22 protein-coding genes are annotated in these 22,820 nt (G+C 67.7%); 12 read left to right on the top strand and 10 right to left on the bottom strand.

Annotated features, from left to right (window positions below; translation table 11 throughout):
* Positions 1-39 precede the first annotated feature (39 nt).
* Positions 40-1,227 carry a succinyl-diaminopimelate desuccinylase gene (dapE, locus tag ABIB58_RS11380; RefSeq protein ID WP_354040969.1) on the bottom strand — a complete coding sequence of 396 codons (1,188 nt, stop codon included), beginning with the start codon at positions 1,225-1,227 and terminating at the stop codon, positions 40-42.
* A 66-nt stretch (positions 1,228-1,293) separates the two neighbouring features.
* Between dapE and ABIB58_RS11375 the strand changes: the two genes are divergently transcribed.
* Positions 1,294-2,577 (top strand): MFS transporter, encoded by a 1,284-nt coding sequence (locus ABIB58_RS11375; protein ID WP_354040967.1) that lies wholly within the window; start codon positions 1,294-1,296, stop codon positions 2,575-2,577.
* A 63-nt stretch (positions 2,578-2,640) separates the two neighbouring features.
* On the opposite strand, the gene ABIB58_RS11370 is transcribed toward ABIB58_RS11375, so the two are convergent.
* Positions 2,641-3,666 carry a 2'-deoxycytidine 5'-triphosphate deaminase gene (locus ABIB58_RS11370; protein WP_045810652.1) on the bottom strand — a complete coding sequence of 342 codons (1,026 nt, stop codon included), beginning with the start codon at positions 3,664-3,666 and terminating at the stop codon, positions 2,641-2,643.
* An 81-nt stretch (positions 3,667-3,747) separates the two neighbouring features.
* Here ABIB58_RS11370 and apaG point away from each other — a divergent pair, with 81 nt between their 5' ends.
* Positions 3,748-4,155, top strand: a complete 408-nt coding sequence (apaG, locus tag ABIB58_RS11365) for a Co2+/Mg2+ efflux facilitator ApaG/CorD (RefSeq protein WP_045810651.1) — start codon at positions 3,748-3,750, stop codon at positions 4,153-4,155.
* 186 nt (positions 4,156-4,341) lie between these two features.
* Here the strand turns inward: apaG and gcrA are convergent, their stop codons facing one another.
* On the bottom strand, positions 4,342-4,878 hold the full coding sequence (gcrA, locus tag ABIB58_RS11360) for a cell cycle sigma 70 cofactor GcrA (RefSeq protein ID WP_017506617.1): 537 nt from the start codon (positions 4,876-4,878) through the stop codon (positions 4,342-4,344).
* Between the two features lie 273 nt (positions 4,879-5,151).
* Between gcrA and ABIB58_RS11355 the strand changes: the two genes are divergently transcribed.
* The 4 genes from ABIB58_RS11355 (at position 5,152) to argF (ending at position 9,416) form a co-directional block, all read left to right on the top strand.
* A complete protein-coding gene (locus ABIB58_RS11355) occupies positions 5,152-5,982 on the top strand; it encodes an ABC transporter permease (RefSeq protein ID WP_045810698.1) in 831 nt (276 codons plus the stop codon).
* A 42-nt stretch (positions 5,983-6,024) separates the two neighbouring features.
* Positions 6,025-7,050 carry a M28 family metallopeptidase gene (locus ABIB58_RS11350; RefSeq protein ID WP_045810649.1) on the top strand — a complete coding sequence of 342 codons (1,026 nt, stop codon included), beginning with the start codon at positions 6,025-6,027 and terminating at the stop codon, positions 7,048-7,050.
* Between the two features lie 117 nt (positions 7,051-7,167).
* Positions 7,168-8,361: an aspartate aminotransferase family protein gene (locus ABIB58_RS11345; protein WP_255360404.1), complete on the top strand. Its 1,194-nt coding sequence runs from the start codon at positions 7,168-7,170 to the stop codon at positions 8,359-8,361.
* Positions 8,362-8,501: 140 nt separating this feature from the next.
* Complete coding sequence (gene argF / locus ABIB58_RS11340) at positions 8,502-9,416, top strand: ornithine carbamoyltransferase (RefSeq protein ID WP_045810647.1); 915 nt, start codon at positions 8,502-8,504, stop codon at positions 9,414-9,416.
* 7 nt (positions 9,417-9,423) lie between these two features.
* Here the strand turns inward: argF and ABIB58_RS11335 are convergent, their stop codons facing one another.
* From ABIB58_RS11335 to ABIB58_RS11325, 3 genes are all read right to left on the bottom strand, one after another.
* Positions 9,424-10,209: a TraB/GumN family protein gene (locus ABIB58_RS11335; protein ID WP_045810646.1), complete on the bottom strand. Its 786-nt coding sequence runs from the start codon at positions 10,207-10,209 to the stop codon at positions 9,424-9,426.
* A 93-nt stretch (positions 10,210-10,302) separates the two neighbouring features.
* Entirely contained in the window at positions 10,303-10,800 is a 498-nt protein-coding gene (locus ABIB58_RS11330) for a pyridoxamine 5'-phosphate oxidase family protein (protein ID WP_045810645.1), read from the bottom strand.
* 61 nt (positions 10,801-10,861) lie between these two features.
* Positions 10,862-11,080, bottom strand: coding sequence for a hypothetical protein (locus ABIB58_RS11325; protein ID WP_045810644.1), 219 nt, complete (start codon positions 11,078-11,080; stop codon positions 10,862-10,864).
* A 216-nt stretch (positions 11,081-11,296) separates the two neighbouring features.
* Here ABIB58_RS11325 and ABIB58_RS11320 point away from each other — a divergent pair, with 216 nt between their 5' ends.
* The 3 genes from ABIB58_RS11320 to ABIB58_RS11310 all read left to right on the top strand — a co-directional run bounded on the left by ABIB58_RS11320 (position 11,297) and on the right by ABIB58_RS11310 (position 15,985).
* Complete coding sequence (locus ABIB58_RS11320; protein ID WP_354040959.1) at positions 11,297-14,155, top strand: SEL1-like repeat protein; 2,859 nt, start codon at positions 11,297-11,299, stop codon at positions 14,153-14,155.
* A gap of 97 nt (positions 14,156-14,252) precedes the next feature.
* On the top strand, positions 14,253-15,176 hold the full coding sequence (locus tag ABIB58_RS11315; RefSeq protein ID WP_017506607.1) for a sulfite exporter TauE/SafE family protein: 924 nt from the start codon (positions 14,253-14,255) through the stop codon (positions 15,174-15,176).
* A complete protein-coding gene (locus ABIB58_RS11310) occupies positions 15,176-15,985 on the top strand; it encodes a TIGR02186 family protein (RefSeq protein WP_039244008.1) in 810 nt (269 codons plus the stop codon). The genes ABIB58_RS11315 and ABIB58_RS11310 overlap by 1 nt, the downstream gene beginning before the upstream one ends.
* Here the strand turns inward: ABIB58_RS11310 and gluQRS are convergent.
* Positions 15,969-16,832, bottom strand: coding sequence for a tRNA glutamyl-Q(34) synthetase GluQRS (gene gluQRS / locus ABIB58_RS11305; protein WP_354040956.1), 864 nt, complete (start codon positions 16,830-16,832; stop codon positions 15,969-15,971). The genes ABIB58_RS11310 and gluQRS overlap by 17 nt on opposite strands.
* A 78-nt stretch (positions 16,833-16,910) precedes the next feature.
* On the opposite strand from gluQRS, the gene ABIB58_RS11300 reads away from it, so the two are divergent.
* The 3 genes from ABIB58_RS11300 (at position 16,911) to ABIB58_RS11290 (ending at position 18,931) form a co-directional block, all read left to right on the top strand.
* The gene (locus ABIB58_RS11300) at positions 16,911-17,561 is read left to right on the top strand and encodes a DNA glycosylase family protein (protein WP_161640020.1); all 651 of its coding nucleotides are present in this window, start codon (positions 16,911-16,913) and stop codon (positions 17,559-17,561) included.
* The gene (locus ABIB58_RS11295) at positions 17,558-18,217 is read left to right on the top strand and encodes a trimeric intracellular cation channel family protein (RefSeq protein ID WP_502909748.1); all 660 of its coding nucleotides are present in this window, start codon (positions 17,558-17,560) and stop codon (positions 18,215-18,217) included. The genes ABIB58_RS11300 and ABIB58_RS11295 overlap by 4 nt, the downstream gene beginning before the upstream one ends.
* A gap of 153 nt (positions 18,218-18,370) precedes the next feature.
* Entirely contained in the window at positions 18,371-18,931 is a 561-nt protein-coding gene (locus ABIB58_RS11290; RefSeq protein WP_026108602.1) for an HNH endonuclease, read from the top strand.
* Here the strand turns inward: ABIB58_RS11290 and ABIB58_RS11285 are convergent.
* From ABIB58_RS11285 to ABIB58_RS11275, 3 genes are all read right to left on the bottom strand, one after another.
* Positions 18,928-19,389: a VanZ family protein gene (locus ABIB58_RS11285; RefSeq protein ID WP_354040953.1), complete on the bottom strand. Its 462-nt coding sequence runs from the start codon at positions 19,387-19,389 to the stop codon at positions 18,928-18,930. The two genes, ABIB58_RS11290 and ABIB58_RS11285, sit on opposite strands and share 4 nt — an antisense overlap.
* A gap of 93 nt (positions 19,390-19,482) precedes the next feature.
* A complete protein-coding gene (pdeM, locus tag ABIB58_RS11280; RefSeq protein ID WP_354040951.1) occupies positions 19,483-20,247 on the bottom strand; it encodes a ligase-associated DNA damage response endonuclease PdeM in 765 nt (254 codons plus the stop codon).
* Positions 20,244-22,766, bottom strand: a complete 2,523-nt coding sequence (locus tag ABIB58_RS11275) for a ligase-associated DNA damage response DEXH box helicase (protein ID WP_045810638.1) — start codon at positions 22,764-22,766, stop codon at positions 20,244-20,246. Before ABIB58_RS11275 ends, pdeM begins: the two co-directional genes overlap by 4 nt.
* Between the last annotated feature and the right edge of the window lie 54 nt (positions 22,767-22,820).

The raw sequence follows: 22,820 nt of genomic DNA, 5'->3' as shown, positions 1-22,820 counted from the left end.
GTGAGCCAAATGGGCTAGATTGAGTATCCACGGCCGCACCTACAACCGCTCGAACACCGTCTCGATCACCCGGCGATAGACCGCCGTCAGCGTCTCCAACTCCGCCGTCGGCACGCGCTCGTCGATCTGGTGCATGGTCTGGCCGACCAGGCCCAGTTCCAGCACTGGGCACAGGGCGCGGATGAAACGGGCGTCGGAGGTGCCGCCGGTGGTGGAGGCCTCGGGGCGGCGGCCCGCCACGGCCTCGACCGCGTCCTGAACCGCCTCCACGAAGGCGCCCGGCTCGGTCAGGAAGGCCTCGCCGGAGCACAGGTGCTCCAGCGTGATCTGAAGCCCAGTCTCGGCCTGCATGGCCCCGGCCTCGCGGTTCAGCCAGTCAATCAGGGCATCGCCGGTATGGCTGGGATTGAAGCGGATGTTCAGCCGCGCCGTCGCCTGGGCCGGGATGATGTTGGTCGCCGGATTGCCGATGTCGATGGTGGTGATTTCGAGGTTCGACGGGGGAAAGTTCTCGTAGCCCTCATCCAGCACATGATCGTTCAGACGGGCCATCAGCTTCGCGATCACCGGGGCCGGGTTGGCGGCGCGCTCGGGATAGGCGACGTGGCCCTGTTTGCCTTGGACGGTGATCCAGGTGTTCAACGAGCCGCGCCGCCCGACCTTGATCATGTCGCCCAGCTGATGCGACGAGGACGGCTCGCCGACCACGCAGGCGTCGATGACCTCGCCCTCGGCGGCCAGGGCCTCGACCACGCGTTTGGTGCCGTGCAGGGCGGGGCCTTCCTCGTCGCCGGTGATCAGGAAGGAGAGGGAGCCGGCGGGTTCACCGTCCGCCAGCACCTGGGAAACGGCGGCGACCCAGGCGGCGATCCCGCCCTTCATGTCCACCGCGCCGCGACCGTACAGGACGCCGTCCTTGATCTCGGCGTTGAAGGGTTGCGACGACCACTGATCCGACGGGCCGGTCGGGACCACGTCCGTATGGCCGGCGAAACACAGGTTGGGCGAGGCGGTCCCGCGACGGGCGTACAGGTTCTCGATCCGCGCATGGACGCCCTCGCCGCCCGGTCCCTCGAAGGCCAGGCGGCGGCAGGTGAAGCCCAGCGCCGTCAGATGCCGTTCCAGCACATCCATCGCCCCTTCGTCGGCGGGGGTGACGGACGGGATGCGGATCAGGTCGCGGGTCAGTTCGACAGGATCGATAACGGGAGTTGATGCGCGGCTCATGCGGCTATGCTTTAGGGATAATCCGCGTCTGCGAGAAGACGGTGCGCTCCTGCCGAAGCCGAGACCTTGACCAAAGAATCCATCGCTGCCGGCCCCGCCGCCCCGCCATCTCCGCCAGAAGGCCCGTCCAGCCCGTGGGGCATTCGCGACTTCCGCCTGTTGTGGTTCGGCCGCGTGGTGGCGGTGCTGGCGATCCAGATCCAGTCCTCGGCCCTGTTGTGGCAGGTCTATGAGATCGCCCGGCGCGATCATCCGGTCGAGGAGGCCAGCCTGTATCTGGGGCTGGTGGGGCTGTGTCAGTTCCTGCCGCTGCTGGCCTTTACGCTTCCCGCCGGGGCGATGGCGGATCGGCGCGACAGGAAGCGCACGGTGTGGATCTCCATCCTGGTCGAGGCGGCCTGCGCGGGATCGTTCCTGGCCATGGCCCTGCATGGAAACCCGCCGCTGTGGGGTCTGCTGGCGGTCGCGGCCCTGTTCGGCGCGGCGCGGGCGTTTCTGGCGCCGGCCAGCCAGGCCTTCCTGCCGATGGTGGTGGGGCGCAAGGCCCTGCCGCCGGCCATTGCGGCCCAGTCCATCGCGTTCCAGACCGGGGCCATCGCCGGCCCGGCCCTGGGCGGGGTGATCGTGGGGGTGAACGTGCCCCTGGCCTATGCGGTGTCCCTGGGCATGTTCCTGCTGGCCGTCGCGGCCTTCATCCTGATCCGCACCAGCGGCAAGCCAGCGCCCCAGGCCAATCCGCTGTCGCCGGTCGACTCGGTGAAGGAGGGCCTGGCCTATGTGTGGAAGACCAAGATCGTGCTGGGCGCCATTTCGCTGGATCTGGTGGTGGTGCTGCTGGCGGGCGTGGCCCTGCTGACGCCCATCTTCGCGCGCGACATCCTGCATGTCGGGCCGCAGGGGTTCGGCCTTTTGCGAGCGTCTTTCGGCGTGGGGGCCATGGTCATGGCCATCTATCTGAGCCGCTATCCGATCCGTCAGAACGGCGGGCGCTGGATGTTCGCGGCGGTGGCGGTGTTCGGCCTGTGCACCATCACCTTCGGCCTGTCGCGCATCGTCTGGCTGTCGGGCCTGGCCCTGTTCATCGGCGGGGCGGCGGACATGATCAGCGTCAATGTGCGCCAGACCCTGATCCAGCTGGCCACGCCCGATCACATGCGCGGCCGGGTGTCCTCGGTGTCCATGCTGTTCATCGGCGCCTCCAACGAACTGGGCGAGGCCTATTCCGGCGTCATGGTCCGGCTGCTGGGCGCGGTCGGCGCAGCGGTATTCGGCGGGTTCGGCGCCCTGGCCGCGACCGGGGCCTGGGCGACGATGTTCCCGGGGCTGAGGAAGGCGGATCGGTTGACGTGAGTCGTGAGCGGTGAATCGTGACGACCACGCGCCAATCACGATTCACCAGTCACCGATCACGTTTCACCAGGCCTTGAAGTGCTTCGACAGCTTCAGGCCCTGGTTCTGATAGTGGCTGCCGCTTTCGCCATACAGGCGGCTGGGGCGTTCGGTCAGGGGCTCGTACACCAGGCGGGCGACGATCTGGCCGTGTTCCAGCAGGAACGGCGTGTCGTGGGTGCGGACTTCCAGCACGCCTTTCGAGCCCGCGCCATGCGCCTCGTCGGTGCCGAAGCCGGGGTCGAAGAAGCCGGCGTAGTGGACGCGGAACTCGCCGACCGACGGATCGATGGGCGTCATTTCGGCGGCCTGGTCGACCGGGATTTCGACGTCGTCGGACGAGGCCAGGATATAGAACTCGCCCGGATCCAGCAGCAGTTCGCCACGGCGGAGGCTCAACGGCTCCCAGAAGTCGCGCGGGTCGTGGCCGTCGATGTGGTCCAGATCGACCACGCCCGCATGGCGACGCCCGCGGAAGCCGACGATGTCGCCGCCCTGCAGATCGACGCCGACCGAGCGGGTCTCCAGCTTGGGCGGATCGCCGGCCTTGAGCCGTAGCTGGTTCAGGCGCGTGCCGGGGCGGACCAGGATGGAGAAGGTCTGGGGCGCGACCTCCATATAGAGAGGGCCGTCATAACCCTCGGCCACATCATCGAAACTGGCGCCCTGATCGGTCAGCAGACGCACGAAGACATCGACGCGGCCGGTCGAGCTTTTCGGATTGGCGCGGGCGATCAACCCTTTCGGCAATTTCAGCCGCTCCTGAAGGCGCACGATATAGACGCAGCCCTTTTCCAGCACGACGCCGGCCTCGGTGATCTCGATGGCGTGCATGGCCACGTCGGCGATGCGGTCCTCGACCTTGCGCCGGCCGGGCAGGAAGGAGGCGCGGACCCGCCAGGCCTGATCCGAGAGCCGCAGGTCCAGGCTGGCCGGCTGGACCTGGTCGTGGTCGAAGGGCGTGTCGGACGTGACGGCGCCGGCGGCGATCAACGTCTCGATGGACTGGGCGGGCAGGATGCCGGGACGGGGCGCTTGGAAGGAGCTCATGGCGTCTGTCTCACACGGTTTTCACGACTTATCTCCAAGTCGCGCTTGCAGCCCGCGCGCGGCGGGGCGAGCATATAGCCCATGCACGAGGGTCCTGCCTATACCGCCGAGACGAACGGCATCCTGATCCGGGTCCGGCCCAGCTATCTGGCGGGCCAGTCCGATCCCGACGAAGGGCGCTGGGTCTGGGCCTATCAGATCGAGATCGTGAACCTGACGGGATCGACGGTGCAGTTGATGGCGCGACGCTGGACCATCACCGACGGCCACGGCCATGTCGAGGAGGTGCGCGGTCCCGGCGTGGTCGGCGAACAGCCGGTGATCGAACCGGGCGGCAGCTACGCTTACGCCTCGGGCTGTCCGCTGGGCACCGACAGCGGGTCGATGGTGGGCGCCTATTATATGACGGATGCGGACGGGCGCAGTTTCAAGGCGCAGATCCCGGCGTTTTCGCTGGATACGCCGGATGCGCGGCGGGTGCTGAACTGATCGAAGGGCGGATGGGGCTGCGTCAACCCGGATGAACCGCAGCCCCGCCCCTGAAATCTCGCCGGCCGCTTGCGCGAACCGGCGAGGGGGAAGTGAGCTCAATGGAGAGCATCTGTGACGCGGGCATGACCCGCGCGAAGCGCCGCGCTCAAGTCGCGAGCGACCGCGTCGTGAGCGTAGCGCTCTTTAGATGTAACGCCGCAGGCTGCGGGCCAGATCGGAACCGCTTTCCTTGGAGCCGCGACGGACTTGCGGCTGGTAGGCGACGCGGGCGTGTTCGACGCAATAGACGCCTTCCGACGAGCGGCGGCCGCAGAAGCTGAACTCGCGCGACGATGGGTCGCCGATCGGCCATTTGCACATGTGGGCGCCCAGGGTCATCACGGTCGCCGTGCCCGGCAAATCCGGGATCGGGGCGGGGACGGGGGCTGCGGGTTCGACCGGCTTGGGCTGGACGGCTTCCAGACGGCGCGGGGCCGAAGGTTGCTGCGCCGGAGCGGCCGGCGCCGGGCGCGGACGCGCGGTGCGGAAGGTCGCGGCGACGGTGCGCGCCGGTTGCGACGGGGCGGCCCGGCCCGACAGGCCCAGACGGTGCACCTTGCCGATCACGGCGTTGCGGGTGACCCCGCCGCCCAGTTGTTTGGCGATCTGGCTCGCGGACTGGCCCTCAAGCCAGAGCTTCTTTAGCGCGCCTACGCGGTCGTCGGTCCAGCCTGCGGTCATGCCACCCTCCAGCGAGTTTGGATTCAATATCTAGGTCCAGGCTCCCCCTCCGGGGTCTTGACCTACAACTAATCGTAAACCAGCCGTTAAGAGACGCAAGATGTGCGAATCATCCTGTCCACAGAAACCAGATATTGAATCATCGTTAAGGTTAAGGCGGATTGGTGAATGGCGACGCGTGACTGGTGAGTCAGGACGACTGCGCAGGACAGTCACGATTCATCAATCACCTCGGCCTTGCGAAGCGCGGCGGTCGAGCGCATCTGGCGGGCCATGACCGATACGCCCGATCTGATCTCCACCCGGCCTGCCGGCCTGCCGCAGCCGCGTCGCTATCCGGGGATCAACTGGATCGGGGTGCAGACCCTGTATCTGCGCGAGGTGCGTCGCTTCTGGAAGGTGGGCGCACAGACGGTGGCGGCGCCGGTGGTCACGACGCTGCTCTATATGCTGGTGTTCGTGGTGGCGCTTCAGAACGCGCGGCCGCCGCTGCACGGCACGCCGTTCGCCCTGTTCGTCGCGCCCGGCCTGATCATGATGGCCATGTTGAACAACGCCTTCGCCAACGCCTCGTCCAGCCTGATCCAGGCCAAGATCATGGGCACGGCGACCGACTTCCTGACCCCGCCGCTCAGCCCGCTGGAGCTGACGCTGGGCTTTACGCTGGGCGCCGCGACGCGCGGCCTGGCGGTCGGTCTGGTGACGGCGATCTGCGTGCTGCCGTTCGCGCCGCTGGGCATCGCCAATATCTTCGCCATCGTCTGGTTCGCCCTGGCCGCCTGTTTCATCATGGGCATGACCGGGGTGCTGGCGGGGCTGTGGAGCGAGAAGTTCGACCACCTGTCGGCGGTCCAGAACTTCATCGTCATGCCGATGACCTTCCTGTCGGGGACCTTCTATCTGGTCGAGAACCTGCCCGAGCCGTTCCGGGCGCTGAGCCGATACAACCCCTTCTTCTATCTGATCGACGGCTTCCGCTACGGCTTCATCGGCCATGCCGAAAGCAATCTGACGGTCGGCGTCATAGGGTCGGCCGTGCTGATGGCGGTCATGGGCGTGGTCTGCTGGCTGGTGTTCCGCTCGGGCTGGCGTCTTAAGAGCTAGATCGCTACCTGTTGCGGATCGCTCCCCCGAGAGGTCCGCTTCATGCTGTTTCGTTCGCTCGTCGCCGCCACGGCCCTGTTCGCCGCCACATCCGCTTTTGGTCCCGCCTTCGCTCAGGAAGCGACGCCCCAGGCCGGCGATCGCCCCGACATCGCCGCCGGCGCCGCCCAGTTCATCAAGCCCACCAACGCCGAACGGACCCAGGTTCTGGTCGGTTTCCTGAGGACGTTGGGCTTCACGCCCGAAATCCAGACCTTTGAAGGCGGCAACCAGGCCACCGGCCCGATGGAAGGCTCCAATGTCGTCGTCACGGTGGGCGAGGGCGACAAGGACATCGTCCTGACCGCCCATTATGACGCGGTGAAACTGCGCGACGGGACGCTGTCCCAGGGCATCGTCGACAACGTCGGCTCGGTCATGGCGATGATGGAGGCGGCCAAGACGCTGGACATGGCGCTGGAAGGCCAGCCGGTCGCTCACCGCTTCGTCTTCGTCTTCACCGACCAGGAAGAGCTGGGCCTTCTGGGCGCCAAGGCCTTCCTGGCGAAACACGGCAAGGACCGGATCGCCGCCGTCATCAACGCCGATGTCGCCGCCTATGGCCAGACGGTCATGTATGGCGAGAACAACGGGCCGCAATCGGCCTTCGTGCTGGAGACGCTGCGCAGCCTGTGCGCCGAACGCGGCTTCGACTGCATGCCCTATCCGACCTATCCGCCCAGCGACGACCGCGCCTTCTCGGCCGCAGGCGTGCCGGTGGTGTCGATGGGCACCCAGGATGCGGTCGGCGCCCACCAGATGTGGCTGGCCTTCAACGGCGGCAAGGACAACGGCCTGAAGGAGGGCTTCGTCCCGCCCGTCTTCCAGCGCATCCATACGACTGACGACAAGCTGTCCTATCTGAAGGGCGTCGACGTCGCCCGCTTTGGCCTGTTCATCGCCGACCTGGGCCTGGCCCTGGACAAGAAGCTGGTCGAAATCCAGGCCAAGGACGAAGCGGTCGCCGCCGAAACGGCGCCGGACGCCCCTGCGGCCAGCACGCCCGCGCCGGACGCCGGCAACCCTTAAGCGGCTTGGTGCTCGGTGTTGACTAACACCGTCACTAATCCGACAACGCCTGACCGTATTGATCCGGCTCCGTCGCACACGCGGCGGGCCCGTCTCGCTTTTGGAGGTCTTGGTCCCGTGTCCACTGAGCATTTGATGGGTGTCTACAATCGCGCGCCGCTGGAAGTGGAACGCGGCCGAGGCGCGCGTCTGTGGGCGACCGACGGGACCGAATATCTCGACTGCGTCGCCGGCATCTCGACCAACGGCTTGGGCCACGCCCACCCCGAACTGGTCCAGGCGGTCAAGGATCAGGCCGAGAAGCTGTGGCACGTCTCCAACATCTTCCGCATTCCGGGTCAGGAAGCGCTGGCCGACGCCCTGTGCGAATCCAGCTTCGCCGACGTGGTGTTCTTCACCAACTCGGGCACCGAAGCCGTCGAATGCGCGCTGAAGACGGCGCGCAAATACCACTCGGCCAACGGCGCGCCTGAGCGGCTCGACATCTACGGCTTCGACGGCTCGTTCCACGGTCGAACCTATGGCGCGATCAACGCCGCCGCCAACCCCAGCTATACCGAGGGCTTCGGCCCGCCGATGCAGGGCTTCCACCAGCTGAAGTGGGGCGACCACGAGGCGATCAAGGCCGCCATCGCCAAGCCCACGACCGCCGCCATCATCGTCGAGCCCGTGCAGGGCGAGGGCGGCTGCCGCGCCATGCCCGAACAGTGCCTGCGGGGTCTGCGCGAACTGTGCGACGAACACGGCGTCCTGATCATCTTCGACGAGGTCCAGTGCGGCATGGGCCGGACCGGAAAGCTGTGGGCCCATGAATGGGCGGGCATGGCGCCGGACATCATGGCGGTGGCCAAGGCTCTGGGCGGGGGCTTCCCCATCGGCGCCTGCCTGGCCTCGGCCAAGGCGGCCAAGGGCATGACAGTCGGCGTGCACGGCTCGACCTTCGGCGGCAACCCCCTGGCCATGGCCGTCGGTCAAAAGGCGCTGAGCCTGATCAACAGCCCCGAGACGCTGAACAACGTCAACGAGGTCGCCGGCTATCTGAAGCAGCAGTTCGCCGGCCTTCAGGAACGCTTCCCCGATGTAATCGCGGACGTGCGCGGCAAGGGTCTGCTGATCGGCATCAAGATGGTGCCGAACAATCGCGAGTTCATGGCCTTGGCGCGCGACACGCAGCAACTGCTGATCGCTGGCGGCGGCGATAATTGCGTGCGCCTGCTGCCGCCGCTGAACCTGACGCTGGACGAGGCCCGCGAAGCCGTGGCCCGTTTCGAAGCGGCCTGCGAGGTCGCCCGCGAAAAACTGGCGGCCTGAGCCCGACATCCGCTCATCCCCGCGAAAGCGAGGACCCAGTTCTTTCGAGAACGCGGGATCAACGGATGAAACACCCGACGGGCGGCTGTCGCCCACAGCACTAGGTCCCCGCCTTCGCGGGGATGAGCGGAGCTAGACATATGGTCCGGCACTTTCTCGACATCCACCGGCTGGACGCGGCGGATCTGCGCGCCATCCTGGACGACGCCCATGCCCGCAAGGCCGCCCGCAAGGGCTGGCCCCAGGGGCGCGCCGACGCCGATGCGCCGGGCAAGGACCGCGTTCTGGCGATGATCTTCGAGAAGAACTCGACCCGCACGCGGTTCAGCTTCGACGCGGCGATCCGCCAGTTGGGCGGCTCGTCCATCATCGCCACGGCCTCGGACATGCAGCTGGGGCGCGGCGAGCCGGTGGAGGACACCGCCCGGGTCCTGTCGCGTATGGTCGACGCCGTGATGATCCGCGCCAACGACCACGAGGATGTCGAGCGGTTCGCCCGCGTCTCCACCGTGCCGGTGGTCAACGGCCTGACCGACCGGTCGCATCCGTGTCAGATCCTGGCCGATCTGCAGACGATCGAGGAGCATCGCGGGCCGATCGCCGGCAAGACGATCGCCTGGATCGGCGACGGCAACAACGTCTGCCACAGCTTCATGCACGCGGCGCCCAAGTTCGGCTTCCATCTGAACGTCGCCTGTCCGGCGGAATACCACCCGGACCTGCGCGACCTGGCCAAGGGCGGCGACGCCGTCACCCTGACCAGCGATCCGCGCGAGGCGGTCAAGGGCGCCGACGTCGTCGTCACCGACACCTGGGTCTCCATGGGGGACCAGGACTATGAGGCGCGGCTGGCGGCGTTCGAACACTACGGCGTCGACGAAGCCCTTATGAATCTCGCCGATCCCGAAGCGGTCTTCCTGCATTGCCTTCCCGCCCACCGTGGCGAGGAAGTCACCGACGCCGTCATCGACGGGCCGCGCTCTCTGGTCTGGGACGAGGCCGAAAACCGCATCCACGCCCAGAAGGCGGTTCTGGCCTGGTGCTTCGGGGGATGATCTACGCTCAGTCCTCGCCGCTGATCGGCGGCGAGGCTGTCGACGGTCCCAACGCCAGCAGACCGTCGTAGGCGCCGTCCTCTACTGGGGTCAGAACGACGCCTTTCATCTGGTTGTCATCGCTGGCGAACGAAGGATTCACGCCGCAGGCATCCCGCCCGCAATTCCAAGCAAAGCCGCCTTGCTGTGCGATCCGGAGGCTCAACGTTTCTCTCGCAGGCAAATGGCCGGTCGCGGGAATGCCCATGTCCGGATATCTGGCGAGAGGGGTCTTGCGCGCGTGGATATTGCCGGCCAGTCCGATCACGCGCGCATCGGGTCTGTTCTGGCGCGCCTCGCTGAGAAGCTGACCCATGTTGAGCTCGTACCACGCCTGATCCAGTTCATGCGCTCGGGTCATGCTGGGCTGGAAAAGGTGGACCGAGATATCGCGTCCCGACGCCTTGAGCATCCGCACCTTTTGCAACAAAGCCAGAAGAGCCTTGCTGGTGCGTCCATCCTGACGAGCGCGGTTCAGAAGAGAGCTGCCACTCAACGTGGCCAATGCACTCGCCTCGTCCGTCTGTGAAATGAACACATCAAGGGTGGGTTGGAGCGTGTCTTCAAGTTCCAGTGCGACAACCACGGGCCCTTGCTCCGCGGCAGCGCAGGCGATTTCGCCGACGGCGCGCGGCGCCTCTTCCGTCCCGTGCAACTCGCCGATCATGATGACCCGTTCGGGCCTTTCCAAGAGCGCGGTCGTCCCATCCGGCGGCGAACAGGTCATGATGGCCGCGCTCAGCAGTCCCAGCATTCTCACATCCCCCTGAGGCTATCGAGTTGCGAAAGACGCAACCTTAAGGGCGGAATTGTGGTGGGCTGGGACTGCTTACTTGCGTCAGTCTTCTTACAGCTTCACGTCCGACACGCCGCCGACATTTGGGACGCTTTTGGTCAGGTTGGCCTTGAGGACTTCGTATCCGAAGCCCAGCGCGCCCTTGTCGGACACCCACACGCGGCCGTCGTCGGCGTCGAAACGGACCAGGGTCAGGTGGGCGTCGTCCTTGCCGTCCGGATACCAGGCGGCGACGACGGGGTTCCAGTATTTCTCGATGCGGCTGCGGTCCTGATCGATGGCCAGGCGGCCGTGGATGCAGGCCTGAACCTTGCCGTCCTTGGCCTGGTAGCAGAACATGCCGTTCTGGCCACCGCCGGCGACGTCACGGGCGAAATCGGTGTCGTCGCGGGTGAAGAACCAGATGGTCCCCGTCTCGTCCTCGCCGAAACCGGTCATGGGTTGGTGGTGATAGCCGGGGCGATCGATGCCCAGCATGCCGGTGTTGGACTCCTTCAGGCTCTTCCAGAATTCCTTCTCGGCCTCGGCGGGGGTCAGTTTGTCGGACACGCGGTCTCTCCTTGAGTGGTTCGCAAGGTTCAACCGACCGGCCGTGATCGGGTTCCCGCCTCTAGGCGCCGGGTATCCAGGGCGCACGCTCGGCGCCGAACAGCGTCGCCAGGTGGATCAGCAGCAGCATGGCGATCGCCGCCGCGCCGACCATCAGGAACCGCCACGGCATCAGGCGCGGTCCCTTGAACGGATCCGGCGGCCGGGCGCCGCGCCATCCGCAAAAGACCATGACGGCGAGGGCGACGCCAAGCAGGACGAGGGTGGTGGTCAGGCTCATGCGCCGCAGGTGGCGAAAGCCGCGCCGCTTGGCAAGCGAACCCTTGCCGGGAGGTTAATCTTCATGTCGCGTTAACCGAGATGATTCACAAATCCGGCTGTCTGGCGCGATGTCCACAGGATTGGGATACCGCTGCTAGATGTTGCGGTTAACCATCAGTTTACACCCTCGATATTGACGGTATAGCCTTCGTCACATGGGCTGGGAGACGAATCAGTGAGCGCTGCAGCGCCGTGGAGCGTTAAGGGAATCGATCCCAAAGCACGCGAGGTCGCCAAGGATCTGGCGCGCCGGTCCGGCATGACGCTGGGCGAATGGCTCAACTCCATGATCATGGAAGACGAGGAGGAGGGCTACGCCACCCTGCCGCGTCGCTCCCAGGCCGCCGAATACGAACGCCGCAACCGCAGCCGCCGTCTGGACGACGCCTATGAGGTCGAAGACAGCCAGCAGCGGATCAGCGCCTCCATCGATGTGATCGCCGCGCGGCTGGAAGCCGCCGAACGTCGCTCGACCGTCGCCATTCAGGGCGTGGACCAGGCCGTCGCGGGCCTGATGCGCCGGCTCGACGGCCAGGAGGCCGAGGCCCAGGGCGCCGCCCGCCGCATCGACGACATCGCCGAGGAGCTGCGCGAAGGGCATCGCCGCCTGCGCGCCTTCGAACGCGACACCGGCCCGTCGACCCAGGAAGCCTTCGGCAAGATCGAGACCTCCCTGGGCGCCCTGACCGGGCGCCTGTACGACATCGAGGAACGCCAGCGTCTGGGCGTCAGCGATCTGCGCGAGCGGATGGAGGCGGTCGAGAAGGCCGCCGGCCCCGGCGTCGGCACGGAAATGCTGGCTCAGGTCAGCGCGCGTCTGGACGAGGCCCAGAACCGCACGACCGAAGCCCTGAAGACGCTGGAACGCTCGTTCGCTGCGCTGGACCAGCGGATGCGGACGGCCGAAAGCCGCGTCGAGCCGGAAGGCGCGCGCGACCTGGCCCGTTTCGAGAAGCTGGCCGAAAGCCTGTCGCGTCAGATCGACAACAATCGCGCCGAGATGATGCAGCGTCTGGACGCCGCCGAAACCGGCGCGCGCATCGACCGTATTGAACGCGCCGTCCAGGCCGTCGGCGATCAGTTGAAGGCGTCCGAAGAGAAGGGCGCCATCGGCCTTGAGGCCATGGGCCGCGAGGTCCTGCGCATCGCCCGCAACCTGAATGCGCGCGTCAAGAAGGTCGAGACGGACAACGACGGTCGCACTGACGCCGTCGCCCGCGCCGCCGCCGACGTCGTCAGCCAGACCATCGAAACCGAGATCGCCCGCCGCGCCGCGCGTCTGGATCAAGAATTCGCCCGCCACGTCGACCGCGTCGACCAACGCCTGACCGCCAGCGACGATCGCCACGCCATCGCCCTGGAGAAGCTGGGCGGCGAGATTACCCGCATCTCGGACCAGCTGAGCGATCGCATCGCCCAGTCCGAGCGCCGCTCGCAGCAGGCGCTGGAAGACATCGGCCGACGCCTGTCGGAAAGCTCGGACAAGATCGAGCAGCGCTACGACCGCGCCTCCGGCGAGTTGGCCGAGCGGATGCGTCTGAGCGAGGAACGCACCGCCCGTCTGCTGGCCGAGGCCCGCGAAAGCATCGACGCCCGCGCGCCGACGCCGATCCGTGACAAGCCGCTGGACAATGAGCCGGCGTGGACCCCGGCGCGACAGGTGCTGGAACGCGCCGCTCCGGCGACGATACAGGCGCCGATCCAGTCCGCATCCATCGAAGGCGACTGGCGCGCCGCCGCCTTCCCCGATGAGACCTTCACCGACCAGGACGCCTGGTCCAGCGATCCGGTGACGCCCGAAGTCGCGACCGCCGCGCCCTTCCCCTCGTCGCCTGTCGTCCAGGCCGAGGCCGAGCCCGTTGAGGCGCTGGCTGACGACATGCCGATGCGCCAGGTCGATCCCGACGGCGTCGAACCCATCATCCAGCCCTTCAGCGGTTTCGGCGGCGCCGACGTCGAGGACGCGCTGGAGGCGACGTCGCCGGGTTTCTCGACCGCACCGGCCGAAAAGCGCAGCGCGGCTGCCCTGGACGCGGACGATGACGATTTCGGCGGCGAGACCGAGTTCGTGGATCCGCGCCGGCTGCGCTCCAGCATGGAAGCCGCGGCCGCCGCCGGCCGCGCCGCCTCGACCCGCAACACCATCGACGCCGCCCGCGCCGCGATCACCGCGCCGTCCGAGCCGGAACCCGCGCCCCGGTCGGGCTTCGGCCTGAAGCGCGGCGGCAAGTCCAAGCTGCAGGAACGGCTGGATCGGCAGGCGTCCAAGGACGGATCGACGGTCAAGAAGACCTTTCTGGCTTCGGTCACGGCGGTCGCTCTGACCGGGGGCGTCTATGGCTATCTGTCCCTGACCGACGGCGGTGCGCCAGAGTTCGAGATGCCCCGCTTCGGCGGCGGCTCGACGACGAACGGCGCCGTGCCTCTGGCCGCGTCGGCGGTGACGCCGACCGGCCCGAAGGCGACCTTCGACATCGGCGGCCCCGGCGCGGCGGACTATGAGGCGGCGATCGGCAAGCTGGAGGCCGGCGACAACTCGGGCCTGGACGGCATGAAGCGCGCCGCCAACCTGGGTTACGCCCCCGCCCAGACCTATCTGGGTCAGCTGTATCTGGACGGCGCCAATGGCGTGCCCGCCGACCCGGTCCAAAGCCGTCAGTGGGGCCGTCGCGCGGCCGAGGGCGGCGATCCGCGCGGAATGCATCTGTATGGGATGCAGCTCTATGAAGGCGACGGCGGCGCGACCAATCAGGCCGAGGCCCTGACCTGGCTGCTGAACGCGGCCGAGCGCGGCCTGCCGGACAGCCAGTACAATGTCGCGCGCATCTATGAGACCGGCGCGGACGGCGTGGCCAAGAATCCGACCGAAGCGCTGAAGTGGTATATGATCGCCGCGCGTGGCGGCGATGCGGAGGCCCAGGCCGCTGTGACGCGCCTGCGCCCGACGGCCAGCGCCACGGCCCAGCGCGCAGCCCGCACCGCCGCCGACGCCTTCGTGGCCCAGTCGCAGGCCCAGACTCAAGCGACAGGCTAGATTCCCAGGCGCCGGGCGGCTATCGGTCGCCCGGTCGTCCCCGACCTCGCCCGCCTGACGGCGATTCTTGTGTCCGCTCCAGCCGAAGGCGCGTCCTTTGGACATCTATCTGCCGATCGCCGAGGTTTCGGTGAACTGGCCGACCCTGGTGATCCTGGGGGCGGTGGTCGGATTCGTGTCCGGCCTGTTCGGCATCGGCGGCGGCTTCCTGATGGCGCCGATCCTGGTGTTCCTGGGCATCCCGCCGACCGTCGCCGTCGCCAGCCAGGCCAGCCATGTCGTGGCCTCCTCGACGTCGGGCGTCATCCGCTATGCCGGGGCGGGTTCGGTCGATTTCAAGATGGGGTCGGTGATGGCGGCCGGCGGCGCGGCCGGCGCCCTGGCGGGGGTCGAGCTGTTTCGTTACCTGCGCCTGCTGGGCCAGGCCGATCTCGTCGTGGCCCTGTCCTATCTCGTCTTCCTGGGCGCCATCGGCATTCTGATGCTGAACGAGAGCCTGACCGAGATTTTGCGTCGCCGCCGGGGACTGCCCGCGCCGCACAAGCAGCGTCGGCGGCCGATGTGGCTGTACGGTCTGCCGCTGAAAATGAAGTTTCCGAAGTCGGGCCTCTATATCAGCGCCTTGCCGCCGTTCGGCCTGGGCGTCTTTGCGGGCGTTCTGTCGGCCATCATGGGGGTTGGCGGCGGCTTCATCCTGGTGCCGGCCATGCTCTATATCCTGCGCATGCGGGCGGGCGCCGTGGTGGGCACCAGCCTGTTCCAGATCATCATCACCACCGCCATCACCACCATTCTTCAGGCCGGGCGTAACCAGACGGTCGACATCGTCCTGTCCACCATCCTGCTGCTCGGCGGGGTGGTCGGGGCGCAGATCGGCGCGCGCTTCGCCGGGCGGTTCCGCGCCGAGGAACTGCGGGCGGCGCTGGGCCTGATCGTGCTTCTAGTCGGGATCCAGATGGGACTGGATCTGTTCGTGCGGCCCAACGACATCTTCATGATCGCGCCGGGGATCGCCGACTGATGCAGGCGCTTCCTCCCCCTCCGCCCGCTGTTGCGGCCCCGCCGCTCGATCGGTCCGAAGCGACGACCGGCGACCTGCGCGTCGCCGCAGCCCTGACCGACGCCCAGGTCCGGGTCGACAGCAGCTTCCGGGGCGCGTCGATTGTCCTCTACGGCGCCGTGTTCAATCCGACGCCTGAACCGGCGGACGTCGTGGTCGTGGTGCGAGGGCCGGACGCGCCGATCCGCCTCGTCAAGAAGACGCGCACGTCCGGTGTCTGGTTGAACAGCCGGCCCGTGCTGTTCGAGGGCGCGCCCGGCTTCTACATGACCGCGTCGACGCGCCCGCTCAGCGACATCGCCGACTTCGGCCAGCTGCGCCGCCTCGGCGTCGGCGTCGATCACCTGCGCATCGACGCGCCCGAGGAAAGCCGCACCGTCACCCGCTACGGCGTGCGCGACGTGGTCGTCAGCCGTCTGGGCGACGACTATCTGGACTGGCGCCGCGCGGTGATCCGGCTGAAGGAGGCCGCCGCCCTCTACGACACCGACTCCGAAGGGGTCGAGTTCGTCGACCGGGGCCTCTTCCGCGCCGAGGTCAAACTGCCGACCGTGGCGCCCACCGGCAAATACTATGCCGAGGTCTGGCTGTTTCAGGACGGCGAGCCGCAGTCGGTGTCGAACCTGACCCTGACGGTCGAGAAGGTGGGGCTGGAGCGCGACATCTATGAGTTCGCCCACCGTCGGCCGTGGCTGTACGGCGTGCTGTGCGTCGTGCTGGCCGCCCTGACCGGTTATGGCGCCTCGCGCATCTTCAGCCGCCGGAGCTGAAGCCCAGTTCGGCGCGCAGGGCTTCGGCCGTCAGCCCGCCGGCTCTCAACTCGGCCAGAGTGATCGAGCGATCGCGCTTGGCGTAGCGCCGCCCGTCCGGCCCCGCCAGTAAGGCGTGATGACGATAGGTCGGCGCCGGCCAGCCCATCAGGGTCTGGATCAGCCGCTGCACGTGGGTCGCCTCGAACAGGTCCTGACCCCGGATCACATGGGTGATCCCCTGCAAGGCGTCGTCGTGTGTCACGGCCAGATGATAGGCGACGCCCGTATCCTTGCGCGCCAGAACGACATCACCCGCCGCCTCGGGATCGACGACGATGACGCCGGTTTCGCCGTTCGGAACCTCGCCCTTCTCGACGAAACTCAGGCCGTTCCAGGTCGCCTCGCCCAAGGTCTCCCGCGCCCGGTCCAGCGACAGCCGCCAGGCGAACGGCGCACCAGAGGCCAGCAGATGCGCCTCCTCGTCCGCTGAATGCGGACCGGGCCTCGCCGCCTCCATCACTCCGTGCGGCGCGTCGCCGATGGCGCTCAGAATCTCTTTCCGCGTGCGGAAACACCGATAGAGCAGGCCGCGCGCCCGCAGGTACTCAATCACGGCGGCATACTCGCCCAGATGATCGGACTGGCGCCGGACCGGCGTCTCCCAGTCCAGGCCCAACCAGGCCAGGTCCTCCAGAATGCCCGCCTCATATTCCGGCCGGCATCGTGTCGGATCGATATCCTCGATGCGCAGCACGAACCGCCCGCCCGCCGCCTTCGCCGCCGTCCAGGCGGTCAGGGCCGAGGAAGCGTGGCCCTTGTGCAGGCGGCCGGTCGGCGAGGGGGCGAAGCGGGTGGCGAACATCAAGACGCTCCTTAGCGGTTTGCGGCCCTCAACGGCGCCCCCGCTCTTTCCGACAAGCGCGACGGGCCGTAAGCATGGCGCATGCCCTTCGCACCCACGCCTGATGACATCGCCGCCGCGCGTCGCGCGCTGGTCGCCGCCGATCCGGCGCTCGTGCGCGTGGACGCCCAGACGCCGCCGCTGGAATGGCGGCTGAGAGTGGGCGGGTTCGAAGGCTTGTTCCGCATGATCGTGGAGCAGCAGGTGTCGGTGGCCTCTGCCGCTTCGGTCTGGGCGCGGCTGCGTGAAGGCATGGGGGGCATCACGCCCGAGCTGTTGCTGGCGCACGATCTGGATCAACTGCGCGGCATGGGCTTGTCGCGACAGAAGGCGACCTATGGTCAGGGGATCGCGCGGGCGCAGATCGCGGGCGAGATCGATCTGGAGCATCTGGCCAACCTGGATGACGAGGCGGCGATCGCCTCCCTGACGGCGCTGAAGGGCGTGGGTCTGTGGACCGCCGAGGCCTATCTGATGATGTGCGAGGGGCGGCTTGATGTCTTCCCCGGCGGCGACGTGGCCTTGCAGGAGGCGATCCGCTGGGCCGACGGCGCAGAGGTACGACCCGATCAGAAGGGCGCCTATGCCCGCGCCGAGGTCTGGCGGCCTTATCGTGCGGTCGCCACGCACCTGCTGTGGGCCTGGTACACGGGCGTGAAGCGCGGCGAGATCGCACTGGATGCGCCGGCGTGACCCCGCTCGATCCGGCTCTGACCGAACCGCTGCGCAATCCGCAGACCGTGCTGACGGCGCTGGATTTCGCCGGCGTGGCGGTCTTCGCCGCTACCGGCGCCCTGGCCGCAGCGCGCGAGAAGCACGACGTTGTCACCTTCGCCTTCTTCGGCGCCATCACCGGCGTGGGCGGCGGGACGCTGCGTGACCTGTTACTGGGCCTGCCGGTCTTCTGGGTGCAGGACTGGCGCTATCTGGCGGTCTGCCTGTTCGCCTCGACGGCCCTGTGGCTGGTGGGGCAGCGCGACTGGCGGTTTCGCGCCCTGCTGTGGCTGGATGCCGTGGGTCTTGCGGCCTATGGCGTGATGGGGGCGGCCAAGGCCGAGGCGGCCGGGGCGCCGGCCCTGATCTGCATCGTCATGGGCACGCTGACGGCCTGTTTCGGCGGGGTGGTGCGCGACACCCTGGCGGGCCAGCCGTCGATTCTGCTGCGACGAGAGATCAACGTCACGGCCGCGATCCTGGCGGCGACGGTCTATATGGTGCTTAGGGCACCGGGCGTCGGCGTCTGGCCCGCCGCTGTCGTCGCGGCGCTGTCAGGCTTCCTGCTGCGCGCGGCCGCCCTGCGCTGGGGCTGGACCCTGCCGGGGTTTCCAACCCACGCGCGCGGAGTCTGAGACAAGACGTCATGAAAACGCTGCACACTGGTCATGGCGATGAGCGGGAATCAGGGGTAGGTTAAATCGACAAGACCAAGGCCAAGACTAGGGAAGGAGACGTGTCCTCACCTCTGTCGCCTCAAAATCCCCCCGTCTGAGCGGGAGGGCCTGATGCAGGTTCTCCATCGACCGCCCTCCGGCTTCCCCGCCTTGGTGTTGAACGCCGACTTCCGGCCGCTGTCCTACTATCCGCTGTCGCTGTGGCCGTGGGAGGAGGCGGTCAAGGCGGTCTATCAGGACCGCGTGGATGTGGTGTCCCTGTATGACAAGGTCGTCCGCTCGCCATCGATGGAGATGCAGCTTCCCAGCGTGATCGCGCTGCGCAGCTATGTGGATCAGGACCGCAGCCCCGCCTTCACCCGCTTCAACGTCTTTCTGCGCGACGGTTTCGCCTGCCAATACTGCGGTCAGTCGGCTGAGTTGACCTTCGACCATGTCATCCCGCGCTCACAGGGTGGACGCACGACCTGGGACAATATCGTCGCGGCCTGCAGCCCCTGCAATCTGGCCAAGGGCGGGCGAACGCCGCGCCAGGCGATGATGCCGATTCGCCGCGAACCCTATCGCCCCAACGCCTGGCAGCTTCAGGACGCTGGCCGACGCTTCCCGCCGCACTATCTGCATCAGAGCTGGCTGGACTACCTCTATTGGGACATCGAGCTGGAGCCCTAGGGCCGCAGGACAGCGACGCCCGGGCGGCTGGTTTCCACGCGGCGTCGGCGCAGGCGGCGATCCAGACGGTCGATCTCGGCCAGGGTCATATCCGGGTGGCGGCGGAAGGCCTGGCGCAACTGTTCGATCCGTCCGGGCGCCCAGGCGGCGGCGACGCCGGCCGCGCCCGCCAGGAAATCGACGACGGAAACGCTGCGGCCGGTCAGGGCCTGAAGCAGTTCGGCGCCGAAGGCGGCGGCGATGACATAGAGGGCCAGGTCGTCGCGGCGCTGGTTGGGCGCGATCAGGAACAGGCCGCTGGCCACGCCATAGAAGGCGATGACGTGGGCGGCCTTGTCGTTCAGGCCGAAGACCTGTTCCAGACCCTGGAACGGTCCCAACATCAGGACGGCCATGCCCAGAGCCGCCAGGGCGAAGCCGAGGCGGGCGGCCATGACGATGCGGCGGGGCGTGAGCATGAGGCGGGTGTCCGTGACCTTGATCCGCCGTCATCCTGCATCGCTGTCCGCCAAGATGCGGTGAAGCGACGTGCTGAACGCTTTACGAACAGACTATCGCAGGATCGCCCAATCCAGGGCGTGGACCCGGTCGCGTCCCAGGGCGGCGGCCAGGGGCGGGGCGGCGAACAGGTCGGCGATGGCGGGATCGCGCACGTTCAGCCCGCCGGTGAAGGCGCCGAAGGCCGGCAGGACGATTCGCGATCCGTCGGTGACGAAGCAAGGACGGCGCACGCCGCGTCCATAGGCGGCGACCTTGGCGACGGGGTGAAGGTGGCCCGCGACCTCGCCACGACGATCGTCGTCGGCGCTCAGCGCCTCCGGTTCGTGGGTCAGGCTCAACGCGCCGAGGATCATGTCGCCGACGATCCGGCCGGGCAGGCGGGTGGTCGCCTCCGCATCACGGGCCATGCTGCGGTTCAGGGCCTCGCGGTCGTGATTGCCTTCCAGCCACAGCCAGTCGCGCCCCGCCGCCAGCCGGTCCAGCCGCTCCCGGTCGTCGGCCGCCATGCGGGGAATGGCCTTCGCATCATGGAAGCTGTCGCCCAGCAGCACGACCAAGGTCGGGTTCAGTTCGACGATCTCGGCTTCCAGCCTGTCCAGCGTGGCGCGGCTGTCATAGGGCGGCAGCAGTTGGCCGCGCACGGCGAAGGCTGAGCCTTTTTCCAAATGCAGGTCCGCGACGATCAGGGCGCCGTGGGCCGGCACCCACATCGCCCCGGAACATCGCAGCACACAGGCCTCGCCCGCGATCCGCACGCTCAGCGAACCGCAGATCTTGCGGGCGGGGGACAGGGTCTGGCGCAGGGCGGCGTTCATGCGGCGGCCCCCGACTGGCTGGGCGGCTCGGCGTCGTCCATGACTTCGGCGATCAGCAGGTCGGCGCTCTCATCCAGAATCATTTCGGCGGCGTCTCCGCTGACCCGCTCGCGTCCGATCTGAACCAGCACGGGCACGCAGAAGGGCGAGGCGCGGCTTAGGGGTTGGTGGCGGATGCGCCCCTCAATGCGCGCCAGCATCTGGCCCAGGCGCGCCACGTCCAGCAGGCCCGAGGCGGCGTCGGCGCGGGCGGTCTTCAGCAGCAGATGGTCAGGTTGGTGGCGGCGCAGCACGTCGTAGATCAGGTCGGTGGAGAAGGTCACCTGCCGGCCGGTCTTTTCGGCGCCGGGCTGGCGGCGTTCGATCAAGCCCGAGATCAGGGCGCAATTGCGGAAGGACCGCTTCATCATGAAGCTTTCCTCCAGCCAGGCTTCCAGATCGTCACCCAGCATGTCCGGCTGGAACAGGGCGTCCAGATCGATCGTGTCCATCGGCTTGATCGACCAGATCGCCAGTGAATAGTCGGTCACGACGAACCCCAGCGGCCCGACGCCCATCCGGTCCAACCGCCGGGTCAGCAGCATGCACAGGGTGGTGTGGGCCAGATTGCCCTCGAACGGATAGGCCACCAGGAAATGCCGACTGCCGCGCGGGAAGGTTTCGACCAGCATGGATTCGGCGTCGGGAATGACCGAGCGGGTTTCCTGCAACTCCAGCCATTCCTGCACGTCGGGCGGCAGGACGCGCCAGTGGTCGCGGTCGTGGATCATGGTGCGCACCCGGTCGGCCAGCGAGGTCGACAGCGGGAACTTCGATCCGCCCCACGACGGAATCTTGGGGTCGCTGTCATTGGCGTGGGTGACCAGGGCGTCGGTGCCGGTGATGCCCTGGAACGCCCAGGTCTGACCGGCGAACTGGAAGGTGTCGCCGGGCGTCAGCTGTTCGAAATACCACTCCTCGGCCTCGCCCACCTTGCGGCCGCCGATCAACTGGCGCGAGGCGCCGCCGCGACGGCTGGCGACGCGGACGTTCAGCGTTCCCGCCGAGACGATGGCGCCGACGTTCATGCGGTGGCGCTGGGCGATATGCGGGTTTCTGACCTTCCAGCGTCCATCCGGCGTGCGCACGATCCGGGCGAACCGGTCGTAGGTGCGCAGCGCATAGCCGCCGGTGGCGACGAAATCGACCACCTCCTCGAACTGCTCCCACGTCAGGTTGCGATAGGGGCCGCAGCCGGTGATCTCGTCATACAGGACCTGCATGTCGAACGGCTCGGAACAGGCCACGCCCATGACGTGCTGGGCCAGGGTGTCGAGCGTGCCGATATGGACTGGCTCCCAGTCGAAGGCGTTGTCGGCGACGGCCTCGCGCGCCGCTTGGCACTCCAGCATCTCGAACCGGCTGGCGGGCACCAGAAGCGCGCGCGACGGCTCGTCCAGACGGTGGTTGGCGCGGCCGATCCGCTGGACCAGACGGCTGGAGCCCTTGGGCGCCGCCATCTGGATGACCAGGTCCACATCGCCCCAGTCGATGCCCAGATCCAGCGTCGAGGTGCAGACCACGGCCCTGAGGTCGCCGCGCGCCATGGCCGCCTCGATCTTGCGCCGCTGCTCGGCCGCCAGCGAGCCGTGGTGCAGGCCGATGGGCAGGTTCTCGTCGTTGATGGCCCACAGCTGCTGGAATACGAACTCGGACTGCCAGCGGGTGTTGACGAAGATCAGGGCCAGGGTCGAACGCTGGATGGCGGCATAGACCTCCGGGATCGCGTGCTGGCCCGTGTGGCCCGCCCACGGCACCTTGCCCTCGGAGATCAGCACGTCGATGACGGCGGGCGCGCCGGGGTCGCCCTTGACCAGAGTCACCACATCAAGAGCCCCTCCGCCCGGAGCCAACCACCCCCGGATCAGATCGGGATCCTCGATGGTCGCGCTCAGACCCACCCGGCGCATGTCGGGGGCGAAACTCTGCAATCGACCCAGACCTAGAGACAATAGGTCCCCGCGCTTGCCGCTCCAGATCGCATGGACCTCGTCCAGCACGACGCATTTCAGATCGGCGAAATAGGACCGGGCGCCTTCCCAGGCGCAGAACAGGGCCAGCTGCTCGGGCGTGGTCAGCAGGATGTCGGGCGGAAAGTCGCGCTGTCGCTGGCGTTTGGACTGTTTGGTGTCGCCGGTGCGCGTCTCGACGTGGATGTTCAGCCCGATCTCGCGGATCGGGGTCATCAGATTGCGCTCGACGTCCGTCGTCAGGGCCTTCAGCGGCGACAGATAAAGCGTATGCACGCCCGACCCCGGCCCGGTCGCCGGCTTCGGTCCGCGCTCGGCCAGGTCGATCAGGCTGGGCAGAAACCCCGCCAGCGTCTTGCCCCCGCCGGTCGGCGCGACCAGCAAAGCGTGGCGGCCGGCCTCCCCCGCCGCCACCATCTCCAGCTGATGCCGCCGGGGCGCCCAGCCGCGCGACGCGAACCAGTCGGCGAACAGGGGCGGAAGCGTTGCGGGAGCGGCGGCGGTCGTCACGGACGGGATATAGCATGTTCCCGTTCCGTTTCAGCCCCAGGCTCGCTATCTATC

The sequence above is a fragment of the Brevundimonas sp. UYEF29 genome, from assembly GCF_040546195.1.
Classification (GTDB): Bacteria; Pseudomonadota; Alphaproteobacteria; order Caulobacterales; family Caulobacteraceae; genus Brevundimonas; species Brevundimonas huaxiensis.
The sequence above is the reverse complement of the archived record's forward strand: the minus strand, read 5'-3'. Positions and strand labels throughout refer to the sequence as shown.